14 protein-coding genes are annotated in these 23,387 nt (G+C 72.7%); 2 read left to right on the top strand and 12 right to left on the bottom strand.

Translation table 11 applies throughout. The annotated features are described in order from the left end of the window. Nucleotides 1–15: 15 nt before the first annotated feature. From QOL88_RS24095 to QOL88_RS24065, 7 genes are all read right to left on the bottom strand, one after another. Nucleotides 16–1,653, bottom strand: a complete 1,638-nt coding sequence (locus tag QOL88_RS24095; RefSeq protein WP_097219381.1) for a succinic semialdehyde dehydrogenase — start codon at nucleotides 1,651–1,653, stop codon at nucleotides 16–18. A 145-nt stretch (nucleotides 1,654–1,798) separates the two neighbouring features. Further along, on the bottom strand, nucleotides 1,799–3,523 hold the full coding sequence (locus QOL88_RS24090; RefSeq protein WP_097219378.1) for a serine/threonine-protein kinase: 1,725 nt from the start codon (nucleotides 3,521–3,523) through the stop codon (nucleotides 1,799–1,801). Between the two features lie 72 nt (nucleotides 3,524–3,595). Further along, nucleotides 3,596–5,251: a serine/threonine-protein kinase gene (locus QOL88_RS24085; protein WP_097219376.1), complete on the bottom strand. Its 1,656-nt coding sequence runs from the start codon at nucleotides 5,249–5,251 to the stop codon at nucleotides 3,596–3,598. Nucleotides 5,252–5,491: 240 nt separating this feature from the next. After that, nucleotides 5,492–6,691, bottom strand: coding sequence for a serine/threonine-protein kinase (locus QOL88_RS24080; protein WP_097219373.1), 1,200 nt, complete (start codon nucleotides 6,689–6,691; stop codon nucleotides 5,492–5,494). Nucleotides 6,692–6,791: 100 nt separating this feature from the next. Beyond that, entirely contained in the window at nucleotides 6,792–8,504 is a 1,713-nt protein-coding gene (locus QOL88_RS24075) for a serine/threonine-protein kinase (RefSeq protein WP_097219371.1), read from the bottom strand. A gap of 168 nt (nucleotides 8,505–8,672) precedes the next feature. Further along, the gene (locus QOL88_RS24070) at nucleotides 8,673–11,228 is read right to left on the bottom strand and encodes a serine/threonine kinase C-terminal domain-containing protein (RefSeq protein WP_257027881.1); all 2,556 of its coding nucleotides are present in this window, start codon (nucleotides 11,226–11,228) and stop codon (nucleotides 8,673–8,675) included. 153 nt (nucleotides 11,229–11,381) lie between these two features. Continuing rightward, entirely contained in the window at nucleotides 11,382–13,436 is a 2,055-nt protein-coding gene (locus QOL88_RS24065) for a serine/threonine-protein kinase (protein ID WP_097219365.1), read from the bottom strand. 171 nt (nucleotides 13,437–13,607) lie between these two features. Here QOL88_RS24065 and QOL88_RS24060 point away from each other — a divergent pair, with 171 nt between their 5' ends. Continuing rightward, a complete protein-coding gene (locus QOL88_RS24060) occupies nucleotides 13,608–14,651 on the top strand; it encodes a serine hydrolase domain-containing protein (RefSeq protein ID WP_097219363.1) in 1,044 nt (347 codons plus the stop codon). Nucleotides 14,652–14,861: 210 nt separating this feature from the next. Here QOL88_RS24060 and QOL88_RS24055 read toward each other — a convergent pair whose 3' ends face one another. Next, nucleotides 14,862–16,568, bottom strand: a complete 1,707-nt coding sequence (locus QOL88_RS24055; protein WP_097219359.1) for a glycerol-3-phosphate dehydrogenase/oxidase — start codon at nucleotides 16,566–16,568, stop codon at nucleotides 14,862–14,864. Between the two features lie 271 nt (nucleotides 16,569–16,839). Here QOL88_RS24055 and QOL88_RS24050 point away from each other — a divergent pair, with 271 nt between their 5' ends. Further along, complete coding sequence (locus QOL88_RS24050) at nucleotides 16,840–18,048, top strand: nucleotide sugar dehydrogenase (protein ID WP_097219357.1); 1,209 nt, start codon at nucleotides 16,840–16,842, stop codon at nucleotides 18,046–18,048. 545 nt (nucleotides 18,049–18,593) lie between these two features. Here QOL88_RS24050 and QOL88_RS24045 read toward each other — a convergent pair. From QOL88_RS24045 to QOL88_RS24030, 4 genes are all read right to left on the bottom strand, one after another. After that, nucleotides 18,594–19,718 carry a GuaB3 family IMP dehydrogenase-related protein gene (locus QOL88_RS24045; RefSeq protein WP_031110303.1) on the bottom strand — a complete coding sequence of 375 codons (1,125 nt, stop codon included), beginning with the start codon at nucleotides 19,716–19,718 and terminating at the stop codon, nucleotides 18,594–18,596. Between the two features lie 104 nt (nucleotides 19,719–19,822). Further along, nucleotides 19,823–21,328, bottom strand: coding sequence for an IMP dehydrogenase (guaB, locus tag QOL88_RS24040; protein WP_031110302.1), 1,506 nt, complete (start codon nucleotides 21,326–21,328; stop codon nucleotides 19,823–19,825). Between the two features lie 153 nt (nucleotides 21,329–21,481). Next, on the bottom strand, nucleotides 21,482–22,069 hold the full coding sequence (locus QOL88_RS24035) for a sigma-70 family RNA polymerase sigma factor (protein ID WP_097219354.1): 588 nt from the start codon (nucleotides 22,067–22,069) through the stop codon (nucleotides 21,482–21,484). Nucleotides 22,070–22,529: 460 nt separating this feature from the next. Then, complete coding sequence (locus QOL88_RS24030; protein WP_003948568.1) at nucleotides 22,530–23,141, bottom strand: response regulator transcription factor; 612 nt, start codon at nucleotides 23,139–23,141, stop codon at nucleotides 22,530–22,532. Between the last annotated feature and the right edge of the window lie 246 nt (nucleotides 23,142–23,387).

Below are 23,387 nucleotides of genomic sequence, written 5' to 3'. Positions count from 1 at the left end.
TGAAGCGAGGGTCGTCTACCGGAACCGGAACGCCTTCATCAGGCGCAGGCTCCTGCTCATGAACTGGGCGTACTTCTCGTCGTCCATGCCCAGTGAGGGGGCCATGGGGAGTACGCGCTGGTGGGCGACCGTCTGGGCCTCGGTGTACTTGAGGATGCCCTCGGAGCCGTGGCGGCGGCCGAGGCCGGAGTCCTTCATGCCGCCCATCGGGGACTGGACGCTGCCGTAGGCGGGGGCGTAGCCCTCGTTGATGTTGACGGTGCCGGTGCGCAGGCGGGCGGCGACCTCCTGGCCGCGGCGGCCGTTGCGCGTCCAGACCGAGGAGTTCAGGCCGTACGCCGTCGCGTTGGCGCGCTCGATCACCTCGTCCTCGCTCGTGAAGCGGTAGACGGAGACGACCGGGCCGAAGGTCTCCTCGCCGCAGACGGACATGTCCGTGGCGACCCCGTCGAGGATCGTGGGCTCGAAGAAGTACGGGCCGATGTCGGGGCGGGCGACACCGCCCGCGACGACCTTCGCGCCCTTGGCGACGGCCTCCTCCACGTGCCGCGTGACCGTCTCGAGCTGGCGCTCGCCGACCAGGGAACCCATGTCGGCGCCGTACGCCAGGGACGTGCCGAGGCGCATGGCCTTCGTGCGAGCGGCGAAGCGCTCCAGGAAGGCGTCCGCGACGGACTCGTGGACGTAGAGCCGCTCGATGGAGATGCAGAGCTGGCCGGCGGAGGAGAAGCAGGCACGGACGGCGCCGGCCGCGGCCTTCTCGATGTCGGCGTCCTCCAGGACCAACATGGCGTTCTTGCCGCCGAGTTCGAGGGAGACGCCCACCAGCCGGGCCGCGGCGCCCTGGGCGACCTCCCGGCCGGTGCGGGTGGAGCCGGTGAAGGAGACGTAGTCGGCGTGCCGGACGACCTCGGGGCCGACGACCGGGCCGTCGCCGAGGACGATCTGGAAGACGTCGGCGGGCAGACCGGCCTCGATCAGCAGGTCACGGGCCCACAGTGCGGTCAGGCAGGTCTCCGTGTCCGGCTTCATGACGACGGCGTTGCCCGCGACGAAGGCCGGGAGCGCGTCGCCGACCGACAGCTCCAGGGGGTAGTTCCAGGGGGCGATCTGGCCGACGACACCGCGCGGGTGGCGCAGCTCGGTGACCTTCGTCAGGGTCGGCATGGCGCCGGCGTGCCGCTTGGGCCGGAGGTAGGCGGGGGCCTTGCGGCCGTAGTGCCGGGCGGCGACCGCGACGGCCTGGACCTCCTCGTGGGCGTGCAGCCGGGCCTTGCCGGTCTCCAGCTGGATGAGGTCGAGCACCTCGGCCTGGCGCTCCAGCACCAGGTCGTGGAAGCGGAGCAGGACGGCGGCGCGCTGCCGTACGGGGGTCTGCGCCCACACGGCCTGGGCGGCCCGGGCCGCTTCGAAGGCCTTCGCCACGTCCTCGGGCGTCGACTCGGGGAGGTCGGCCAGCTTCTCACCGGTGAACGGCGTGTGGTTGGCGGTCCGTCCGGAGCCGGCGACGCCCTTGGTGAGCTGGGCGACCAGCTCGGGCGTGACCACGTCCGCCGCGGTGCGGGCGCCCTCCGGGGCGGGGGCGAGGGGGTTCGTGCCGGTCTGTGCCGTGCCGGTCTCTGCCGTCTTCTCGGCGGCCTGCGCGTCCGTCATGAGGCGCAGGGTATGCCGCGACGCAGGCTTTGGGTACCCGTCGGTAATACGGCTTCACCGAGTGCACACACGACGCCAGTGACTGCTGGCAACAAACGCGCTGATCAGGACGTTGTGCGGTGACCGGTTGAGGTGATTCGGCCTTTTACGATCCCGGGGCGCTGCCGAGCCGCGCCCGGGCCCCCTCGAACACCGAGGTGCCTTCCGCCTCCTCCGGCGTGCCCCTGGGCATGTCGACGCGCAGTTCGTACATGCGGTCGCCGCCGGTGCGGGCGATCAGCCGCATGACCCGTCGCGGGGTTTCGCCCCGGAGGTACGTGGTGTCGGCGAGGGCGGCTTCCCGGCCCTGGACGGTGGTGCGGGTGTACCGCGTTTCCCCCTGGGTGCCGTGCGCCTTCCTGGCCTCGTCCATCGGGGTGGCCGGGGCGCTGTCCCAGGAGCGCAGACGGACCTGGACCGTGCCGGTCCGCTCGTCGCCGTAGAGCGCTGTGCGGGGCTGTTCGGTCGCGCTGCCGGTCCGGCCGAGCGGGCGGTAGTGGGGCGGGAGGTGGAGCACGGCCGCCATGCCCGGCTCGGGGTGCGGGACCCAGGCGTCGGCCACGTCGGCGGTCTGCCCTGCGCTCTCCGCGCTGCTGGGCTCCGCGAGTTGGGTGACGGCCCCTATGCCACCGGCGAGCAAGGCGGAGAGGAGGGCGAGGGGGCCGGGGCGGAGGAGGCTTTGGCGGGGGGCGGGCGGGGGGCTGTCCTGGGCGGCGGGCACGGGGGTGGAGGCGGGGGGTCCGGAGGGCGCGGGGGCGGGCACGGGGTCGAGCTGTGCGGAGGGCACGGCGGCGGGCACCGGGTCGGGCTGACCGGCGGGCACGGCGGCGGGCACCGGGGCGTCGGGGGTGCGTAGGGGTTCGGCCGGCTGCGACCGCTCGGCCGACGCGGGTGTCGGTACCTGTGCCGGTGTCGGTGTCGGTGCCGGACCCGCCGCCGCCTCCAGGTCCTTCGCGACCTCCTCGGCGGCCGGCCGCTGTTCGGGGTCCGGCACCAGCAGTCGTGCGATCAGCGGCCCGAGGGGGCCGGCCCGCGTCGGTTCGGGCGGCTCGGCGGCGAGGATCGCGGCGAGCGTGGCGTCCGGCGTGGCCCGCAGGAACGGGGACGAGCCCTCGACAGCCGTGTACAGCAGGGCACCCAGCGACCACAGGTCGGACGCGGGCCCCGCGATGCGGCCGGACACCCTCTCGGGGGCGACGAACTCCAGCGAGTCCGCGGCGGACTCCCCGCCCGCGGTGAGGAAGCCCTCGCCCTGGACGTGGGCGATACCGAAGTCGGTGACGACGACCCGCTCGTGCGGGCCGAGCAGCACATGGGCGGGCTTCACGTCCCGGTGCACGATGCCGACGGAGTGCGCGGCGCGCAGGGCACCGAGCACGGCGAGACCGATCCGGGCGGTTTCGCGCACGTCGACCGGCCCGCGCCGGAGCGCCTCACGCAGGGACTCCCCGGGCACCAACTCCATGACGATCCACGGCAGCCCGTCGAGCGCCTCGGCCGCGTCGAGTTCGTCGGGGCCTATGGGACCGGGTCGTTCGTCCCGCTGCTCCGCCTCGACGACCACGTCGTGGATGGTGACGGCCGCGGGATGGTCGACACGGGCCGCGGCCCGGGCCTCACGGTGAAGGCGGTGGGCCGCCCGCCGGTGGCCCTCGTCGTCCGGGCCGCCCGGCAACCGGGGCTGTCTGATCGCGACTTCACGCTGTGCGAGGTCGTCGTGGGCCCGCCAGACGGTGCCGGTGCCGCCTGAGCCGATGCGCTCGATCAGCCGGTAGCGCCCGCCGACCAGCCGGTCCCGGGCGTCGTCCGTCCCGCCCCCGTCGTTACTCATGCCCCATCAGTACCCCGCGCGGCGCCTGATTGTCGACGCGGGTCGTTTTCACGGCAGTTGGACGGACCGGGATCAGGTCTTGTCGATGTCCAGGTTCGCGATGGCCGCGCTCGCCACCTCGCGTCCGCGCTCGACGAAGTCGCCCTTGCCCGGGTAGCTGATGGTGAGCTTGTACATGTCGCCGCCGGGGGTCCGGTAGTAGAGGATCTGGAGTTCCCGGGGGCGGGGGTTCTCGCTGTCGTCGGTCTTGAAGGGGACGGTGTTCCGGGCGGCCTTCTTGTCCCGGTAGGTGGTCACCCTGGGGTCCGACTTCTTCGGCCCCTCGTCCATGTCGAGCTCGTAGCTGCCGCTCTCCTTGAACAGGGTGTCGTCGTCGTACATCTCGGCGGCCGCGGAACCCGCGATGTTGCCGCCGGTGTCCTCGGCCTTCTTCTCCAGCCTCAGGCCGATCCAGATGCTGCCGCTCCAGTCGGTGTACGTGACCACGTGGCTCGGGTCGGACTTCCGGTCGGGCACCGTTCGCTGGTAGTCGGCGGGGACGGCGAGCGACGCGGCGAGGTCCTTCTCCTGCTTGACCTCCCAGCCCTCGGGCAGCGGCCCGGCGAACGGGTCCGCGATCACCAGGTACGCCGTCACCGCCGCCGCGACGACCGCGGCGCCCAGTCCGATCCAGGCCTTCCGGCCGAGCCGGACTCCCCGGCCGCCCTCGCCCGGGCCCATGACCCGCACGGCCTGCGTGGGCTGGGCGGCGGGCGGATTCGCGGCCGCCTCCAGCAGGGCCCGCACCCGCGCGGCGTTCGGGCGGCGGGCCGGGTCCTTGTGCAGCAGGCCGTTGATGGCCTCGGCGAGCGGGCCCTGGGCCGAAGCGGGCGGCGCGGGCGTGGCGTTGAGGACGGACTGGAGTGTGGCGGGGGTGTTGCTCCGGCGGAACGGGGAGACGCCCTCCGTCGCCGCGTAGAGCACCACACCGAGGGACCACAAATCGCTGGCGGGCCCCGGGCGCTGCCCCAGCACGCGCTCGGGTGCGATGTACTCGGGCGAGCCGACGAAGCCGCCGGTGTCGGTCAGGTTGGTCTCGCCCTCGATCTGGGCGATCCCGAAGTCCGTGAGGACGACCCGGTCGTGCCGGCCGAGCAGCACGTTGTCCGGTTTCACGTCGCGGTGCAGGATGCCCGCCGCGTGCGCGGCCTCCAGCGCGCCCAGCACCTCAAGTCCGATCCGGGCGGCCTCACGCGCGGACAGGGTGCCCTCTTGGAGCGCGTCACCCAGTGAGCGGCCCCGCACCAGCTCCATCACGATCCAGGGCTGGTCCTCCACGACGGCGACGTCGTGCACGTCGACCACCGCCGGGTGGTCGAGCCGGGCCGCCGCCCGGGCCTCGCGGCGCATCCGCTCGAAGACGTTGGAGCGTTCGCGTTCGGGAAGATGCTCGGGGACGCGGGGTTCCTTGACGGCGACCTCGCGGTCCACCGTCTCGTCCTTGGCGCGCCACACCGTACCCATGCCGCCGTGCCCGAGCTTGGCCAGCAGCCGGTAGCGTCCGGCGATGAGGCGCCCCGCACCGGGGTCATCGGGCATCTGGGCCGCCTGGGGCGGCACGACCTGGGTGGGTGACGCGGCCGGCGTGGCGTAGGGATTGCCCGGCACCGGCGTCTGCTGGTTCGGCGGTTGCAGTACAAAACTCGTTGGCTCGTCGGCCCCGGATCGGGCTCCCCCGTTGTTGCTCATGGGTTCATCCATATCGCGCCAACCGCCCGCGAATCCACAAAGGACGCGAGCCGGTCACCGACCCGTGACGTCGAGGGGGGCTTATCGCCCTCTTTGTCGCGGTGCGGTGCGGGACTCGACCGCCGTCCCGGGGTGGGCGCGGGCACTGTCAGGGGGTGGCCGCGGGCGCCGTGGCGGTGCGGGCGCGGGTGCCGTGGCGGTGCGGGCTCCGCCGTCGTCACGGGGTGGCCGCGGGCGTCGTCACGGGGTGGCCGCGGGTGCTGTCGGGGAGGCCGGTCGGGTCGTCGGTGCCTTCGGCGTCTTCGGCGGCGTCGGCGTCTTCGGCGGCGTCGGTGCGGAACTCGTCGGTGTGGGGCCGCCGTCCCCATCGCCCTCCCCCGCGAGCAGGGCTGCCGCGGACACCCCCGCTCCCGCCATCGCCGCGACCAGCAGCGCCGCGATGAGCACACGCCGGGCGGGCTGCCGGAGGAAGGGTTCCTCCGGTCGACCCGGGCCGGACAGCTCGACCGGCGGCCCCGACGGTTGCCGGACGATGGGATCCAGCGGCCTTCGCCGCGGCACGTCCCCCACCGTCGGCGCGTAGTCGGGCGGCGGCGACATGGGTGTGCGGCCCGTGTCGCGGAAGGCCCGGAGCATCCGTTCCGCCCGGTCCGCGTCCAGCCGCCGGTCCGGATCGCGCTCCAGCAGGCCGCGTACGACGGGCAGGAGCGGCCCGACCTGCGTGGGCGGCTGGATGTCGCCCACCACGACCGCGTGCAGGATGCCGCCCAGCGAGTCGCGGTGGAACGGCGACTCCCCACTGAGGGCCGCGCACAGCAGCGCGCCCAGCGACCACAGGTCGGACTCGGGCCCGGTCCTGGACCCGGACATCCGCTCGGGCGCCGTGTACTCGGGCGAGCCGACGAAGGACCCGTTCTCGGTGAGCGTGGGGGTGCCCGCGACCTGGGCGATGCCGAAGTCGGTGAGGACGACCCGGTCGGTGCCCGCCTCCAGCAGCACGTTGTCCGGCTTGAGATCGCGGTGCAGCACCCCGGCCGCGTGCGCGGCGCCCAGCGCACCGAGCAGGGCGATGCCGATACGGGCCGCTTCGGCGGCGTCGACGGGACCCCGGTGGGCGAGCCGGTCGGCGAGCGAGCCGCCCTCGATCAACTCCATGACGATGTAGGGACGTTCGTCGTCCTCGACGACGTCGTGGACGACGATGATGTGCGGGTGGCTCAGCTGGGCGACGGCCCGGGCCTCGCGCAGCGTACGGTCCCGCTGCCGGCGGGCCTGCGCCGCGGAGAGTGTCGGGTCGTAGGGGAGCTCCTTGACCGCCACGCTCCGGCCGAGCAACTGGTCGGTGGCCCGCCAGACCACACTCATGCCACCGCGCCCGAGCCTCTCCTCGAACCGGTAACGGCCCGCGATGACACGCCTGCTGTGCCCCTCGGTCCCCATGCGGCCATCATGCCCCACCGGACGGAAGCGCTCCGGGGCGGCGAGGTGCGGGTGGCCGAAACAGACAGCCCCGCCGGCCTTCGTCAGAAGTGGCCCCGGCTCAGGAGGTCTTCTCCCGCCAGCCCTGCAGCACCCACTTGAACTGCTCGCTGGTCTTCGCCCAGTCCTTCTGCGGTGTGGACATGTAGATCGCGTACTCGACACCGTCCCGCGAGAAGTACGTCTCCTCGATGGCGTGGCGCGGCCCGGCGACGTAGGGCGGGTCCTTGGCCAGCGCCGTCCAGGTGTACTCCCACAGCGAGCCCTTGCGGTCCCGGTAGATGTTCTCCTCCATGGTCACCCGCTTGTAGCCGACCAGTCTCTGGACCTGCTGCTCCAGATCCTCCTGGTGGGACTTGGCGTCGGAGAAGTCCGGTGATGTGTCGACGGCGATCCGGACGAAGTGCCGTCCGCCGTCCGGCGAGTAGTCGATCTGCTTGAGCTCGCCCTGCGGGCCGAAGGGCGTGCGCTTCCAGCCCTTCGGCAGGTGGAGGCTGAACCCGGCGGGGTCGTCGTAGCGTATCCAGCTGTCCGGAACCGATCCCCCCGGCTCCTCCGTCGTCGAGGCCGACGAACCGGATCCGCCCTGCCGGCTCTCGTTCCACTGCTGGAGCACCACGGCCGTGCCCCCGCCGATGATGGCCGCGAGCGCGACGACCAGGGCGAGGATGCGCAGCCTGCGGCGCCTGCCCGTACCGGCCGGCTGCGGGCCCGTCGCCGCCGGGCCGATCGTGGTGGGGCCGGTGGGGCCGTACGGCGGAGTGCCGGCCGTGGACGTCCCGGTGGCCGGGGTGCCGGCCAGCGGCGGGAGCGGTGTCCGGGTGTGCGAACCCGAGCCGGTGCCGACGGAGCCGGTGCCGGAGGTGCCGGTGGCGGCCGTCCCCGCGCCACTGCGGGAGTCCCGGTACGGCGTCGCCCCGCCGTACTGCGTGGGCACGTACGCCTGCGCCCCGTTCGGCCGCCGCCCCTCCGCCGCCTCGGCGAGCATCTGCTCCGCCTCGGACGCGTCGGGCCGGGTGTTCGGGTCCTTGCGCAGCAGGGAGATGATGACGGGCGTGAGCGGACCGGCGTGCTGGAGCTCGGCGGCCTCCTCCTCCACGACGGCCTGCATGGTGGTCAGCGGTGTGGTGCGGCGGAACGGCGACCGGCCCTCCACCGCCGTGTAGAGCGTCGCGCCCAGGGCCCACAGGTCGGAGGACGGGCCCGGGTCGTGGCCGCGTACGCGCTCGGGCGCCAGGTAGTCGACCGACCCGACGACCTCTCCGGTGCGCGTGATGGTCGTGTCGCCCTCGATCTGGGCGATGCCGAAGTCCGTGAGCAGGACGCGTCCGTCGCGTGCGAGGAGGACGTTGCCCGGCTTGATGTCGCGGTGCAGGACGCCGGCGGTGTGCGCGGCACGCAGGGCCCGCAGCACCCAGAGGCCGATGCGCGCCGCCTCGCGCGGCTCGACGCGCCCCTCCTCCTTGACCGCGTCGGCCAGGGAGCGGCCCTCGACCAGCTCCATCACGATCCACGGCCGGCCGTCGTGCTCCAGCACGTCGTGCACCGTGACGACCGCGGAGTGGTTGATGCGCGCCGCCGCCCTGGCCTCCGCCCGGGTGCGCGCCAGCAGGATCGCCTGCTCGCTCTCCGAGACGTAGAGGGCGGCCGTCAACTCCTTGATGGCGACGGATCGGTGCAGCACCTCGTCATGGGCACGCCAGACCCGGCCCATGCCGCCACTTCCGATGGATTCGGCCAGCCGGTAGCGGCCCGCGACGAGCAGGCCCTGCATCTGATTCACGTTGCCCCGCAATTGGTCTTGACAGGGTCAGCGTAAGGACCCGCCCTCACCCAGGGAACAAGCGGGGTGCCACGGTGACCGCACTGTGACGGTTGTCGCCTGCCGGGACGTGAGGCAACCAGAGTGTGAACTGCGGCGTACAGGCGGCGCGCCGGTCGCTCATCGCGTGGCCTTGTACGTCGCCGCCGCCTGCTCGTACAGCCGCGTCACCTCGTCCCGTTCGGATTCCGGGCCGCGCACCTGGACCACGTGGTAGCGCCCCTCGACCAGCATCGCCAGGTTGCGCACGTACAGCTCGCCCCCGTCGCCGCCGGTCCAGGTGAACTGCCCCTCGGCCATGGTCCGTCCGCCCACCTCGATCGTTTTCAGCCCGGTGGAGGTGGCCCAGCTGGAGTCGCGGTACGGCTGCAACTCGCGCTCCCTCTCCCGCTGGTAGTCCATCGGATCGCTGCCGTACGACGACGCGCTGTCCCGGCCCGCCACGACGATGAGCTCGAAGTCGCCCTTGGAGTAGACGACCTGACCGCTGCCGTTGCGTGGAGTGCGGTCCCAGCCCTTGGCGACGGCGACCTGGAAGCCCGCCGAGTCCTTGCGCAGGGTGAAGCCGTCGGCGACGTCCGGGCCGGTGGTCTGGGTCTCGGTGCCGCCGGCCGACGACGACGGGCTCTTCTCCGGCCCGGGCGAGGTCTGGTCGGGCCGGGGCTCGCTGCTGGCGTCCGGCTCAGGCGCCTGACTGACGTCACCGGCGGCTCCGGTGCGGTCGGCTCCGTCCGCGCCCTCGTTCTTCGCCTTGGGCATGAAGAGCATGGCGTAGGCGATCGCCGCGGCCATCGCGAGCAGGACCAGCATGAGCAGGGTGCGGCCCAGGCGGCGCGGCGAACCGGACTCCTGCTTGGCCCGCTTGTGCCGCCCGTGGTGCGCGGGCAGCCCGGCCTTCCGCCGGCGCACGAGCTCACCCCGGCGCCGTACGACGGGCAGCCGCCGGGCGTCGACGGGCGGCGCGGCGACCACGTGCATCCCGGCCTCCGGCTCGGGCGCCGAGCGCACCAGCGAGCGCAGCCAGCCGCGCACCTCCTCGAAGTCGAGGCGCTCGGTCGGGTCCTGACGCAGCAGCGACTCCACGACCGGCCGCAGCGGCCCGCACTCCTCGGCGTACGCGGGCGGCTCGGCGCACACCATCTGCACCAGCTCGGCCGTCGACTCCTCCGGGTAGGGCGCATGACCCTGCACGGCCCTGAAGAGCAGCGCGCCGAGCGCCCACAGGTCGGTCGCGGGGCCGATGGGCGCGGCCAACTGCCAGTTCTCGTGCACGGGTCCGGCCTGCTCCGGCGCCCAGCGCTCGGTCACCGGGCCGACCACGGCCATCCGCGCCTGCCGCGCCCGCTCGGCGGCCAGCGCCGTGGCCGGACCGCGCCGGGGTGCGGGGGTGTCGGCGACCAGGTCGTCCCACCGGGTGGGCTCGCCGTGGGCCGCGGTGTCCGGGGCCGGGGGGAGCGCCGCCTGCTCGCGGCCCTGCGCCGCCGTCGCCCCGCCGGTCGTGCCGCGGGGCGCCGCACCGTGCCAGGCCGTCGTCCGTGGATGGCCGCCCACGCCGTAGGGGTCGGCGATCCGCCCGGGCGGCACGGCCCCGGGGGCGGTGCCCTGCCCGGGGATGTACGGCGACTGCGCCGAACCGTCGGCGTGGGGCGCGCCCTCCGCGTCCGGGTCGGTGCGGGCTCCGGGCAGTGCCGCCCGCCCGCCCTGCTGTGCCTCCTGCACCCGTGCGGCGGCCCGGGCACCGGCCCGGTAGGCCGCGATCGCTCCCGCACGCGCCGCCCGCGGGTCCCCGCCGCCCTCCACCGGCCCACGCACCGGTACGACCGAACCGCCGCTCGCGCTCTCGCCCCCGGTCGAGGGCAGTCCCCTGGCCTCCCGGGCCTCTATGGCCGCGCGCCGGGCCGCCTCGGGATCACCCGCGCCGCCGATGCCCCCGCCCGGCCCGGAACCGCCCGGACCGGAGCCGCCCGGACCGCTGACGCCACGGGCCCGCCCGGCACCGCCGCCCCGCGACCCCGGCTCCTGCCCGGACTCCTGCCCTGACTCCTCGAAGGGCGGTTCGGGCACCGGGTCGTACCCGCACAGCGCCTCTTCGGCCGCGCCCACGGCCAGCCCGGTCAGCATCACCCGGCCGTCGTCGCAGACGAGCACCGTCCGCGCGGTGATGTTCCGGTGCACCCAGCCGTGCGCATGCAGCACTCGCAGGGCCATCAGGACGTCGGAGGCCACCTCGGCGGCCCGGTACGGCGTCAGCGGCTTCTCGGCGAGCAGCGCGGCCAGCGGGCGCGCGGCCACCGACTCGCTGACGATCCACAGCGAACCGCCCTCGGCGAACACGTCGAAGACCTGGTCGAGTCGGGGGTGGTCGGGAATCGCCGCGGCGGCCTGCGCCGCCTCCACCGCACGTCGCACCACCGGATCCGCGGGCCGCCGGGTGCCCGCGCCCGCCCGGGTGCCGGACCGCCGGGTACCACCGTCACGTGCCGTGAAGCCGTCGGGCAACCCCTCCGCGTCGAGGACCTCGGCCTCGACCACCTCGGGCAACGGCACCTGCCGGACCAGGACTTCCTGTCCGCTGTAGGTGTCGAAAGCCCGGGTCTCGGTGAGTTCGTACTCGTCGGACGGCGGCAGTGGCAGGCGGTAGCGGTCGGCCAGCACCCGACCCGCGTAGTCGTCCACGTTGCCTCCCCCGGCAGCCCGGTCGGTCACATCCGTTCGCCCCGCGGTCCGTTTCGGCTGCGCACGGTCCGCAAACATTTACGATACGTGCCGCAGGCAACCCGCAATGGGGGGATGCCAGATCTCACTCCCCAATCCCGGAGGGCCCCATGCTCAGGACTTGGGTTCGAAGGTCTGCGTGAGAGTCCGCCACGTCTCCTTGCGCGAGTCGCCGCCCCAGCCTGCCGCCTTGGCCGTGTACATCAGCGCGTACCCGTACTTGCCGTCGACCACGAAACCCCGGTCGATGGTGCGGTACTTGGTGCCGCCGTCCGTGTAGGTGAACTCCCAGTCGGCGGTGTTCCAGCCGCGGTAGTCCACCTTCTCTATACGGATCTTCTTGTACTGCGCCCGCACCATGTAGCGCTCCTGGTTCTTCCAGTCCGCCACCGGGTCGCCCTTGGGCGTGGACGTCCAGGCGACGAGCAGCTTCTGCCCGTCGGGCCCGGTGAAACGGTCGCCCGCCGCGGCCGTGGACTGGTACTTCCAGCCCTTGGGCAGGCCGATCGAGTACCCCTGCTTCCCCTGGTGAGTCGACTCCGCCGCGGTGCCCTTCCCGCCGCCGGATCCGCCCTCGTCCGAGGAATCGCCCGACTGGCCGGTGGGTGTGGTGTTCGAGGCGGGCCCGGACGGCGTGGCCTCCGTCTCGGCGCCGCCGGAGGGCGTGCCGTCGCTCTTGTCGCCCTTGGTGTCGGCGCCGTCCGACGCCGTGGCGACGGTCTTCCCGCCGCCTTCGCCGGAGGCGCCCTTCGAGCCCGTGTCGTCACCGCTGAGCACGATGGCGAGCACGGTGCCGATCACCGCGAGCACCACGACCACCGCGATGATCATCAGGGTCCGCCGCGGCACCACGTCGGTGAGCGGTGCCCGGGGCACGGGCCTCGGCGGCAGGTCCGGCGGCGGCACCACGGGCCATCCCGAACTCCGCCCCCCGGAGGCCTCCTTCGTCTCCGGCGCACCACGCTCACCGGCGGCCGCGCCGGCCCCCGAGCCCGGCTTCGCCGGCGACGCACCCGCGGTCCCGCTCCGGCCCGCACCGCTGTCCGGAGCGGAGGAGGCCGTGCCGGCCGACCCGGAAGAGGCCTCGGCGGCACCGGACTTGGCCGATGCGGCGGCGGCTCCCCCGGCAGCCGATCCCGAGGCGGCCTTGCGCACGGAACGCAGCGCCCCACGCAACCGCTCCCCGGCCTCCTCGCCCCGCTTGCCGCCGGAACCCGACGAACCCCCCTTGCGCGAGGACCTGTCGGGCTGCGCCGGCAGCGGCACGACCTTCGTGGCGTCCACGGGCTCCGGCTCGGGAGTCTCGGGCCCGCGCAGAACCGAGTTCAGCATCGCCCGGGCACCCGCGTCGTCGAGCCGCTGTGCGGGGTCCTTGGTGAGCAGCCCGTGGATGACGTCCTTCAGGGGACCCGCGTTCTTCGGCTCCTCCAGCGGCTCGGTCATCACCGCCGTGAGAGTCGCTATGGCCGACCCCTTGTCGTACGGCGGCGTGCCTTCCACCGCCGCGTACAGCAGCCCGCCGAGGGACCACAGGTCGGCCGCCGGACCCGGCTTGTGCCCGCGCGCCCGCTCCGGGGAGATGTAGGAGGGCGCGCCGACGAGCATGCCGGTCGAGGTGATGGACGGGTCACCCTCGACCTGGGCGATGCCGAAGTCGGTGAGCACGACCCGGCCGTCGTCGGAGATCAGGACGTTCGACGGCTTCACGTCACGGTGCAGGATGCCCTCGCGGTGGGCGGACCGCAGCACGTCGAGGACGGCGAGCCCGACCTCGGCGGCACGCTTGGGCTCGAGCAGGCCGTCCTCCCGGATGACCTCGGCGAGCGACTTGCCCTCGACGAGTTCCATCACGATCCAGGGCCGGTCGTCCTCCTGGACGACGTCGAAGACCGTCACGGCGCTGTTGTTGCGGATCCGCGCGATGGCCTTGGCCTCGCGCAGCGTCCGCGTGATCAGCCGCCGCTTCTCCTCATGGTCGATGTTCGTCGGGAACCGCAGCTCCTTGACGGCGACCGTCCGCCCCAGCGTCTCGTCCTCGGCGCGCCACACCGTGCCCATGCCCCCGCGGCCGAGCACCTTGCCCAGCCGGTAACGCCCCGCGAGGAGACGCTCCCTGGTGTCCTGACGAGTGTCCTGACGAGATGTGCCCGCCCGCTCCGCCTCCGACATGCGTCCCCTCATACAACCCGCCCTGACAGAGCCTCCATTGTCTCTCACCCGACAAGTGCCCGGCGCCCAGGGGCCCCCTGGCGTGCCCCCGCGGCCCCGACCCCCGGGCACCCGGGCGCGGCACGGGCCGCGCGGACTTGCATGATGGGCCCTGACCAGGGAGGAGTCCTCATGCCGCCGTTTCGGACATTGCTGGCGCTGCCCGCGGCCGCCGCGGTCCTCGCCCTGCCCCCGGCCGACTCGTCGGCCCTCTCGATGCCGCCGGTCGACGCGGTGCTGCCGCTGCTGGTGACGCAGGGCAGGGCCCCGGCCGCGGCCCTGCTCGCCCAGGAGGGCACCACCACCCGCTATGCCGCCGACGGGCCGGGAATCGCCCGGTCTGACCACTTCCGCGCCGGCAGCATCACGAAGACGTTCATCGCGACGGTCGTGCTGCAACTGGCCGCCGAGCACCGGCTGTCGCTGTCCGACACGGTGGAGCAGCACCTGCCGGGCCTGGTGCGAGGAGCGGGCAACGACGGCCGCGCGCTGACCCTGCGCTCCCTGCTCACCCACACCAGCGGCCTGCCCGACTTCACCACGGACACCGACGGAACCGCCCCCGTCACACCCCGTCAGGCCCTGAACATCGCTCTCACCCACCCCCCGGCCGAACGCGGCCACTTCTCCTACTCGAACACCAACTACGTCCTGCTCGGCCTGGTCATCGAGCAGGTCACCGGCCACTCGTACGCCACGGAGGCCGAGCGCCGCATCATCACTCCCCTGCGTCTGACAGGCACCTCCTTCCCCGGATCCCGGTCCACGCTGCCCTCACCCCACGGCCGCGCCTACACCGCCGACGGAACCGACGTCACCGCACTCGACCCGCGGGTGGCCGGAGCCGCGGGCGAGTTGGTGTCCACGCTCGCCGACCTGGACCGCTTCTACGCGGCCCTGCTCGGCGGCCGGCTGCTGCCCCCGCACTGGCTGCGCGAGATGCTCGACACCCGTGCCGCACACGGCGCGTACGGCATGGGGCTGTTTGCCGAGAAACTTCCGTGCGGCATGCGGGTGTGGGGGCACAACGGGCACATATCCGGCAGCTACGTGCGCACCGCGGCCACCGTCGACGGCCGTCGGGTCCTCACCTTCCGCGTGAACACGGACGCGATCGCAGATCCCGGCCTCGAACCCGCGATGCTCGCGGCCGAGTTCTGCCCCCGCACCTCGTAGAACGACCCGCCCCCGAACGAAGATCCCGCTGCCCGACACCCATTCGAGTGACGTCCGGCAGAACCCGGGACCCGGCAGAACCCGCGACCCAGCAGAACCCGGGACCCGGCAGAACCCGCGACCCAGCAGAACCGGCGGGACCCGGCAGGGCCCGTCAAACCCTGCCGAGCCATAACCCGCCACTGCCCGCCACAGCCCGCCACTGCCGATCTACAACGGCACGATGTCCGGCGCCCCCAGTCGCGCCGCGTCCGCCGTCAGGTCGTCCGGCTGCCGCTGCGACTCCCGCTCGGCCTCCACCCGCTTCTGGTAGTGCTCGACCTCGCGCTCGATCTGGTCCTTGTCCCAGCCGAGCACCGGCGCCATCAGCTGCGCGGCGTCGCGTGCGCTGCGGGCGCCCCGGTCGAAGGTCTCGATCGAGATGCGCGTCCGCCGGGTCAGCGCGTCGTCCAGATGCCGCGCCCCCTCGTGGGAGGCCGCGTACACGATCTCGGCGCGCAGATAGTCGTCGGCCGCCGCCAAGGGCTCGCCCAGCGACGGGTCCTCGGCGATGAGCTCGAGAAGCTCCTCGGTCATCGCCCCGTAGCGGTTCAGCAGGTGCTCGACCCGCACCACGTGGAGCCCGGTCCGGGCGGCGATCCGCGCCCGCGCGTTCCACAGTGCCCGGTAGCCCTCGGCGCCCAGCAGCGGCACGTCCTCGGTGACGCACTCGGCGACGCGCATGTCGAGCCCGTGCACCGCCGCGTCCACCGCGTCCTTGGCCATGACCCGGTACGTCGTGTACTTGCCGCCCGCCACGACGACCAGCCCGGGCACCGGATGCGCGACGGTGTGCTCGCGGGACAGCTTGCTGGTCGCGTCGGACTCGCCCGCGAGCAGCGGCCTCAGGCCCGCGTACACGCCCTGGACGTCGTCCCTGGTGAGTGGCACCGCCAGCACCGAGTTCACATGTTGCAGCAGGTAGTCGATGTCCGCGCTGGACGCGGCCGGGTGGGCCTTGTCGAGGTCCCAGTCGGTGTCCGTGGTGCCGACGATCCAGTGCCGGCCCCAGGGGATGACGAACAGCACGGACTTCTCCGTGCGCAGGATCAGCCCGGTCGTGGAGTGGATGCGGTCGCGCGGCACGACCAGGTGGATGCCCTTGGAGGCGCGGACGTGGAACTGGCCGCGCTCCCCGACCATCGCCTGGGTGTCGTCCGTCCACACGCCGGTCGCGTTGACGACCTGCTTGGCGCGGATCTCGTACTCGCCGCCCGCCTCGACGTCCTGCACCCGGGCACCGACGACCCGCTCGCCCTCGCGCAGGAAGCCCGTCACCCGCGCCCGGTTGGCGGCCTTCGCGCCGTACGCCACCGCCGTGCGCACCAGGTTCGTCACGTACCGGGCGTCGTCCATCTGCGCGTCGTAGTACTGCAACGCCCCGACCAGGGCGTCCTTCTTCAGGCAGGGGGCCACGCGCAGGGCGTGGGAGCGCGTCAGGTGGCGGTGCATCGGCAGGCCCCGGCCGTGACCGCGGGCCATGGACATGGCGTCGTACATGGCGACGCCCGAACCGGCGTACAGCCGCTCCCAGCCCTTGTGCTGCAACGGGTACAGGAACGGCACGGGCTTCACCAGGTGCGGGGCGAGCCGCTCCAGCAGCAGGCCGCGCTCCTTCAGGGCCTCGCGGACGAGCGCGAAGTCGAGCATCTCCAGATAGCGCAGGCCGCCATGGATGAGCTTGCTGGACCGGCTGGAGGTGCCGGACGCCCAGTCACGCGCCTCGACCAGACCTGTGGACAGGCCCCGAGTCACGGCGTCGAGCGCGGTGCCCGCACCGACCACGCCTGCACCCACGACCAGCACGTCCAGCTCGCGCTCGGCCATCGATGCGAGTGACTCGGCGCGCTGCGCCGGTCCGAGTGTCGCTGTCCTCACCGCTGCCTCCCGCTCATCGGTCGCGCGGGCCGCACCCGTCGGGTGAGACCCCGTCCGTATCCCCCTGCCCAGATTCTGACCGCGTTGCCCGACTTCAGCCACCACGGACCCCCAGCCTGTGGACAACGCTCACGGAACACTCACCGAAACTCGGCCGGGCAATCCCGCATATCGGTCATATTTACTCCTAGTCTGACATTGCGCTCGCCCGTCCTGTCCACAGGGCTTGCGCACCTGTCCCACTTCGGCTATCGGGAAGGACGGCCACGCCATGCCCGCAGATCTCGCCGTCATCGGACTCGGCGCGTACGGCCTGCCCCTGGCCCAGGCCGCCGTCGCCGCAGGCATCTCCACCCTCGGCTACCGGACCGGCCCCGAGGCGGGCTCGCTCAGTCCCGCCGAACTGCGCCGGATGCTCTCGGGGGGCTTCCGGCCGACCACCGACCCGGCCGAGCTCGGCAGGGTGCGCACCGCGGTCATCTGCGCACCGACCCCGCGGGGCGCGGACGGCGGGCTCGACCTGAGCCAGCTCGAAGCGGCCGCCCGTACCCTGGCCGCCCACCTGCGCCCGCACACCACGGTGATCCTGGAGTCACCTGTGTACCCGGGGACCACGGAGGAATTCCTGCGTCCGCTCCTCGAAGAGGGCTCCGGGCTGCGCGCGGGCCGCGACTTCCACCTGGCGTACTCCCCCAGCCGCGTCGACCCCGGCAACCGGGACGTCACGCCGGCGACCACGCCCAAGGTCATCGGCGGCCTCACCCCGGCCTGCACCGAGTCGGCCGCCGCGTTCCACGGGCGGCTGACCGACAAGGTGGTACGCGCGCGTGGACCCCGCGAAGCGGAGACCGTGCAGCTGCTGGAGACCAACTACCGGCACGTGAACATCGCCCTCGTCAACGAGATGGCCGTCCTCTGCAACGACCTGGGCGTCGACCTGTGGGACGTCATCCGCTGCGCGGAGACCAAGCCGTTCGGTTTCCAGGCCTTCCGCCCGGGCCCCGGTGTCGGCGGCCACTCCGTCCCCCAGGACCTGACCGCCGGCGGCGGCCGCGGCCTGCGCATGGTGGAACTGGCCCAGGAGGTCAACAACCGCATGCCGGGCTACGTCGTCCAGCGCGCCGCCACGCTCCTGAACGAACACGGCAAGTCGGCCCGGGGCGCCCGCGTGCTCCTCCTCGGTGTCACCTACAAGCCCGATCTCGCCGATCTCCAGGGCACCCCGGCCCGCGAGATCGCCCTGCGCCTGCGGGAACTGGGCGCGACGGTCAGCTACCACGACCCCTACGTCCCGTCCTGGAGCGTCCTCGATCACCCCGTCCCCCGCGCGGACTCCCTCTACGAGGCAGCGGCCGACGCGGACCTGACCATCCTCCTCCAGCAGCACCGCACGTACGACCTCCAGGGCCTGTCGGTGAAGGCCCAGCTACTGCTGGACACACGGGGGGCGGCACCCATGGGGGCGGCGCATCGGTTGTGAAAGGGGGCGCGCGGGGTGCGTGAGCCCAGGCGACTGGTGGCATGCGGCACGCCGCGCGGGTACCTTACGGACACAGATGGAGCCCACCGCAGCGGTCACTGCGGCAGGCTCCTGGATGGATCACGGAGTGTCCGCCCCTAGTCTTCTTGGGGGCGGCCGCTCACCATCCGAAAATCCGCAAGATCCACCTCCTCCGGCACTGCACCGTCCGAAGACGGAGTCGGTCCCAGCGGGTGGGCTTGCGGTGACGTGCCATGGGCGCCCCCTTCCACGACGCCGCCCAGTGACCCGGTGGACGGCACGTCGGAATCGGGCCGGGCCCCGAGGGCGGGGTCCGGACCATGTCCTTGGAAGGGGGCCCCAGAAGAACCGGGGCGCCGATCACGGACACTAGCCCCTCGAAACCGCCTTCCACGGGTCAGAACGGCCCGAAGGCACCCGTGCGCCCCCCGACGGCAACTCGCGCCCCGTCAGAGCCACTTGGGCACGCAAAAGGGCCCGGCCACTCCCCGGAGTGACCAGGCCCTACTCGGCGCCGGAACGAACTACCGCCGGTGCTGCGAGTCCGCCACCGTCACCTCGACGCGCTGGAACTCCTTCAGCTCGCTGTAGCCGGTGGTGGCCATGGCGCGGCGCAGGGCGCCGAAGAGGTTCATGGAGCCGTCGGGGGTGTGGGACGGGCCGGTGAGGATCTCCTCGATGGTCCCGACCGTGCCGAGGTCGACCTTCTTGCCGCGCGGCAGCTCCTCGTTCACCGCCTCCATGCCCCAGTGGTGCCCCTTGCCCGGACCGTCGGTCGCGCGCGCGAGCGGGGAGCCCATCATGACCGCGTCGGCGCCGCAGGCGATCGCCTTGGGCAGGTCGCCGGACCAGCCGACACCTCCGTCCGCGATCACGTGCACGTACCGGCCGCCCGACTCGTCCATGTAGTCACGGCGGGCGGCGGCCACGTCCGCGACCGCCGTGGCCATCGGGACCTGGATGCCGAGGACGTTGCGCGTGGTGTGCGCCGCGCCGCCGCCGAAGCCGACCAGCACGCCGGCCGCGCCGGTGCGCATCAGGTGCAGGGCCGCCGTGTACGTGGCGCAACCGCCGACGATCACCGGGACGTCCAGCTCGTAGATGAACTGCTTCAGGTTCAGCGGCTCGTGCGCGCCGGAGACGTGCTCCGCCGAGACCGTCGTACCGCGGATGACGAAGATGTCCACGCCCGCGTCCACGACGGCCTTGGAGAACTGGGCGGTGCGCTGCGGGGAGAGCGCGGCGGCGGTGACGACACCGGAGTCGCGCACCTCCTTGATGCGCTGCCCGATCAGCTCCTCCTTGATGGGAGCCGCGTAGATCTCCTGCAGACGGCGGGTCGCGGTCTCCGAGTCCAGCCCGGCGATCTCGTCGAGCAGCGGCTGCGGGTCCTCGTGGCGCGTCCACAGGCCCTCGAGGTTCAGCACGCCGAGGCCGCCGAGCTCGCCGATCCGGATGGCGGTGGCCGGGGAGACGACCGAGTCCATGGGGGCGGCCAGGAAGGGCAGCTCGAAGCGGTAGGCGTCGATCTGCCAGGCGATCGAGACCTCCTTCGGGTCCCGCGTACGGCGGCTGGGGACGACGGCGATGTCGTCGAAGGCGTACGCCCGGCGGCCGCGCTTGCCGCGCCCGATCTCGATCTCAGTCACGTCTGTGGCCTTTCCCTGATGCGTTGCAGCGTCTTCCAGTATCGCCGACGGGCACGACGAGGGCGGCCCCGGATGCCCCGGAGCCGCCCTCGGAAGGCCGGCCGCTACTTGCTGCGGCTGTAGTTCGGTGCCTCGACCGTCATCTGGATGTCGTGCGGGTGGCTCTCCTTGAGGCCCGCGGAGGTGATCCGGACGAAGCGGCCCTTGGTCTCCATCTCGTCGATGGAGGCGGCGCCCACGTAACCCATGGTCTGGCGCAGACCGCCGACGAGCTGGTGCAGCACGTTGGCCAGCGGGCCGCGGTAGGGCACCTGGCCCTCGATGCCCTCGGGCACGAGCTTGTCGTCGGAGCCGACCTCGGCCTGGAAGTAGCGGTCCTTGGAGTACGACTTGGCCTGGCCGCGGGACTGCATCGCGCCGAGCGAGCCCATGCCGCGGTACGACTTGAACTGCTTGCCGTTGATGAACTGGAGCTCGCCCGGGGACTCCTCGCAGCCCGCGAGGAGGCTGCCGAGCATCACCGTGTCGGCACCGGCGGCCAGGGCCTTGCCGATGTCGCCGGAGTACTGCAGACCGCCGTCGCCGATCAGCGGGATGCCCGCCGGACGGGCCGCGAGGGACGCCTCGTAGATGGCCGTGACCTGCGGGACGCCGATGCCGGCCACCACGCGGGTGGTACAGATCGAGCCGGGGCCCACGCCCACCTTGATGCCGTCGACGCCGGCGTCGATCAGCGCCTGGGCGCCGTCACGTGTGGCTACGTTGCCGCCGATCACGTCGACGCCCACGCTCGACTTGATCTTCGCCATCCAGCTGAGCGCGTTGCTGTTGTGGCCGTGCGAGGTGTCGACGACCAGGAAGTCCACCCCGGCACCGGCGAGCGCCTGGGCGCGCTCCAGCGCCTCGGGGCTGGCGCCCACGGCCGCGCCGACGAGCAGCCGGCCCTCGGAGTCCTTCGCCGCGTTGGGGTACTGCTCGGCCTTGACGAAGTCCTTGACCGTGATGAGGCCCTTGAGGACACCCGCGTCGTCGACCAGGGGAAGCTTCTCGATCTTGTGGCGGCGCAGCAGCTCCATGGCGTCGGCGCCGGAGATGCCGACCTTGCCGGTGACCAGCGGCATCGGCGTCATGACCTCGCGCACCTGACGGGTGCGGTCGGTCTCGAAGGCCATGTCGCGGTTGGTGACGATGCCGAGCAGCTTCTTGTTGCCGTCGGTGACGGGGACGCCGCTGATGCGGAACTTGGCGCACAGGGCGTCGGCCTCGCCCAGCGTCGCGTCGGGGTGCACCGTGATCGGGTCGGTGACCATGCCGGACTCGGAGCGCTTCACCAGGTCGACCTGGTTGACCTGGTCCTCGATCGAGAGGTTGCGGTGCAGCACGCCGACGCCGCCCTGGCGGGCCATCGCGATCGCCATGCGGGACTCGGTCACCTTGTCCATCGCCGCGGAGAGCAGCGGGATGTTGACCCGGACGTTGCGCGAGATGCGGGACGAGGTGTCGACCGCGTTGGGGAGCACCTCGGATGCACCCGGCAGCAGCAGCACGTCGTCGTAGGTCAGCCCGAGTGTCGCGAATTTACCGGGCACTCCGTCGACGTTGGCAGTCATGACACCTTCCCCAAATGGCCTTGATCGGTGCGGATGTCCATGCTAACGGGAAGCGCGGCTGTCTCATTCCACGGTTCCGCCTGGCTCCGGGCTTCGTATGTTCGTACGGAAGCGGCGCACCGCCTGTTCAACAGAGGGGTTGTTGAAGCAGGGCTACTGCTCGGCCAGCGCCCGCAGCCGGCTCAGCGCCCTGTGCTGGGCCACCCGGACCGCACCGGGTGACATTCCCAACATCTGACCGGTCTCCTCGGCCGTGAGCCCCACCGCGATCCGCAGCAGCAGCAGCTCCCGCTGGTTCTCGGGGAGATTGGCCAGGAGTTTCTTGGCCCATTCCGCGTCGCTGCTGAGCAGGGCGCGCTCCTCCGGACCCAGGGAGTCGTCGGGGCGCTCGGGCATCTCGTCGGAGGGGACGGCCGTCGAGCCGGGGTGCCGCATCGCCGCGCGCTGGAGGTCGGCGACCTTGTGAGCGGCGATGGCGAAGACGAACGCCTCGAAGGGACGCCCGGTGTCCCGGTAGCGGGGCAGCGCGAGGAGCACCGCCACGCAGACCTCCTGCGCGAGGTCCTCCACGAAGTGCCGCGCGTCGCCCGGGAGACGGGACAGACGGGTGCGGCAGTAGCGCAGGGCCAGGGGGTGGACATGGGCGAGCAGGTCGTGCGTCGCCTGCTCGTCCCCGTCGACGGCGCGGTGGACGAGCGCCCCGATCGGGCCCTGGGCATGGGCCGGCTCGTCGTCGCGCATCGGTCCATGGTGCCTTGCGGCCGCAGGGTCCGCGGCACCGCGCCCGTTGTTGTGCACCGAAGCGTTATGAGCAGGTGCGCCGGCACTCATCCCCTGCGCCCTCCCCTTCCGCTCGACCGACTCGTCCCCGAGGAACTCCACACCCTCAAGGATGCGGCATCCGCGGCGAAACGAGCAGCAGGCCTCCGGCGGACCCCCGATCCACCCGCGCCCACCTGGCGTTCCGTGCTCTCACCACGACCGCTGGGACCTGCCGTTCGGATCATTCCGGGGACCTCGTCCCTCGCCCTCGCGGGACCTCGACCTCGCCCGGGCGGAAGCGGCTTCCCACCGGCGTCACCGCCGGCCGCCGGCTCCGGTCCGCGCGGGTACGGCTCGCGCGGGGGCATCCACATGCCCCCGCTCCCCGACCCTCGCCGGAGGCCGCGCGCCGCGGCCGACCCGATCCGAAGGACAGGCCCTAGCGCACCAGACCCCACCGGAAGCCGAGCGCCACGGCGTGGGCCCGGTCCGAGGCGCCCAGCTTCTTGAACAGGCGCCGGGCGTGCGTCTTGACGGTGTCCTCGGAGAGGAACAGCTCGCGGCCGATCTCGGCGTTCGAGCGGCCGTGGCTCATGCCTTCGAGGACCTGGATCTCACGCGCCGTGAGCGTGGGCGCCGCGCCCATCTCGGCCGAGCGCAGCCGGCGCGGGGCGAGCCGCCAGGTCGGGTCGGCCAGGGCCTGGGTCACCGTCGCGCGCAGTTCCGCGCGGGAGGCGTCCTTGTGCAGATAGCCGCGGGCACCGGCGGCGACCGCGAGGGCCACGCCGTCCAGGTCCTCGGCGACGGTGAGCATGATGATGCGCGCACCGGGATCGGCGGACAGCAGCCGCCGGACCGTCTCGACGCCGCCCAGGCCGGGCATGCGTACGTCCATCAGAATCAGGTCCGAGCGGTCGGCCCCCCAGCGGCGGAGGACTTCCTCGCCGTTGGCCGCCGTCGTCACGCGCTCTACGCCGGGCACGGTCGCGACCGCACGACGGAGCGCCTCTCGGGCAAGCGGGGAGTCGTCGCAGACGAGGACGGATGTCATGACCGCCCTCCGCAGCTGATGCACGTCACCTTGAGCCTCCAGGCTGGTACGAAATCGTCACCTGTGCGGTCGACCGTCTCGGACACCCGCCCGAGCGCTTGTTCCTTCAACCGCCTCGCACTCTCAACGACGGTCACTCGAAAGAGTTACGGGGGTGGCTGCCATCTTCGGCACTCTACGTGAGGGGGCGGACACGGTGCAGATATGCGCAGCAGACCCTCGAACTTTCATCACAACCTATGCCCC

Origin of the sequence: Streptomyces sp. Ag82_O1-12 (genome assembly GCF_900182715.1) — a bacterium.
Lineage (GTDB): Bacteria > Actinomycetota > Actinomycetes > Streptomycetales > Streptomycetaceae > Streptomyces > Streptomyces massasporeus.
The sequence above is the reverse complement of the archived record's forward strand: the minus strand, read 5'-3'. Positions and strand labels throughout refer to the sequence as shown.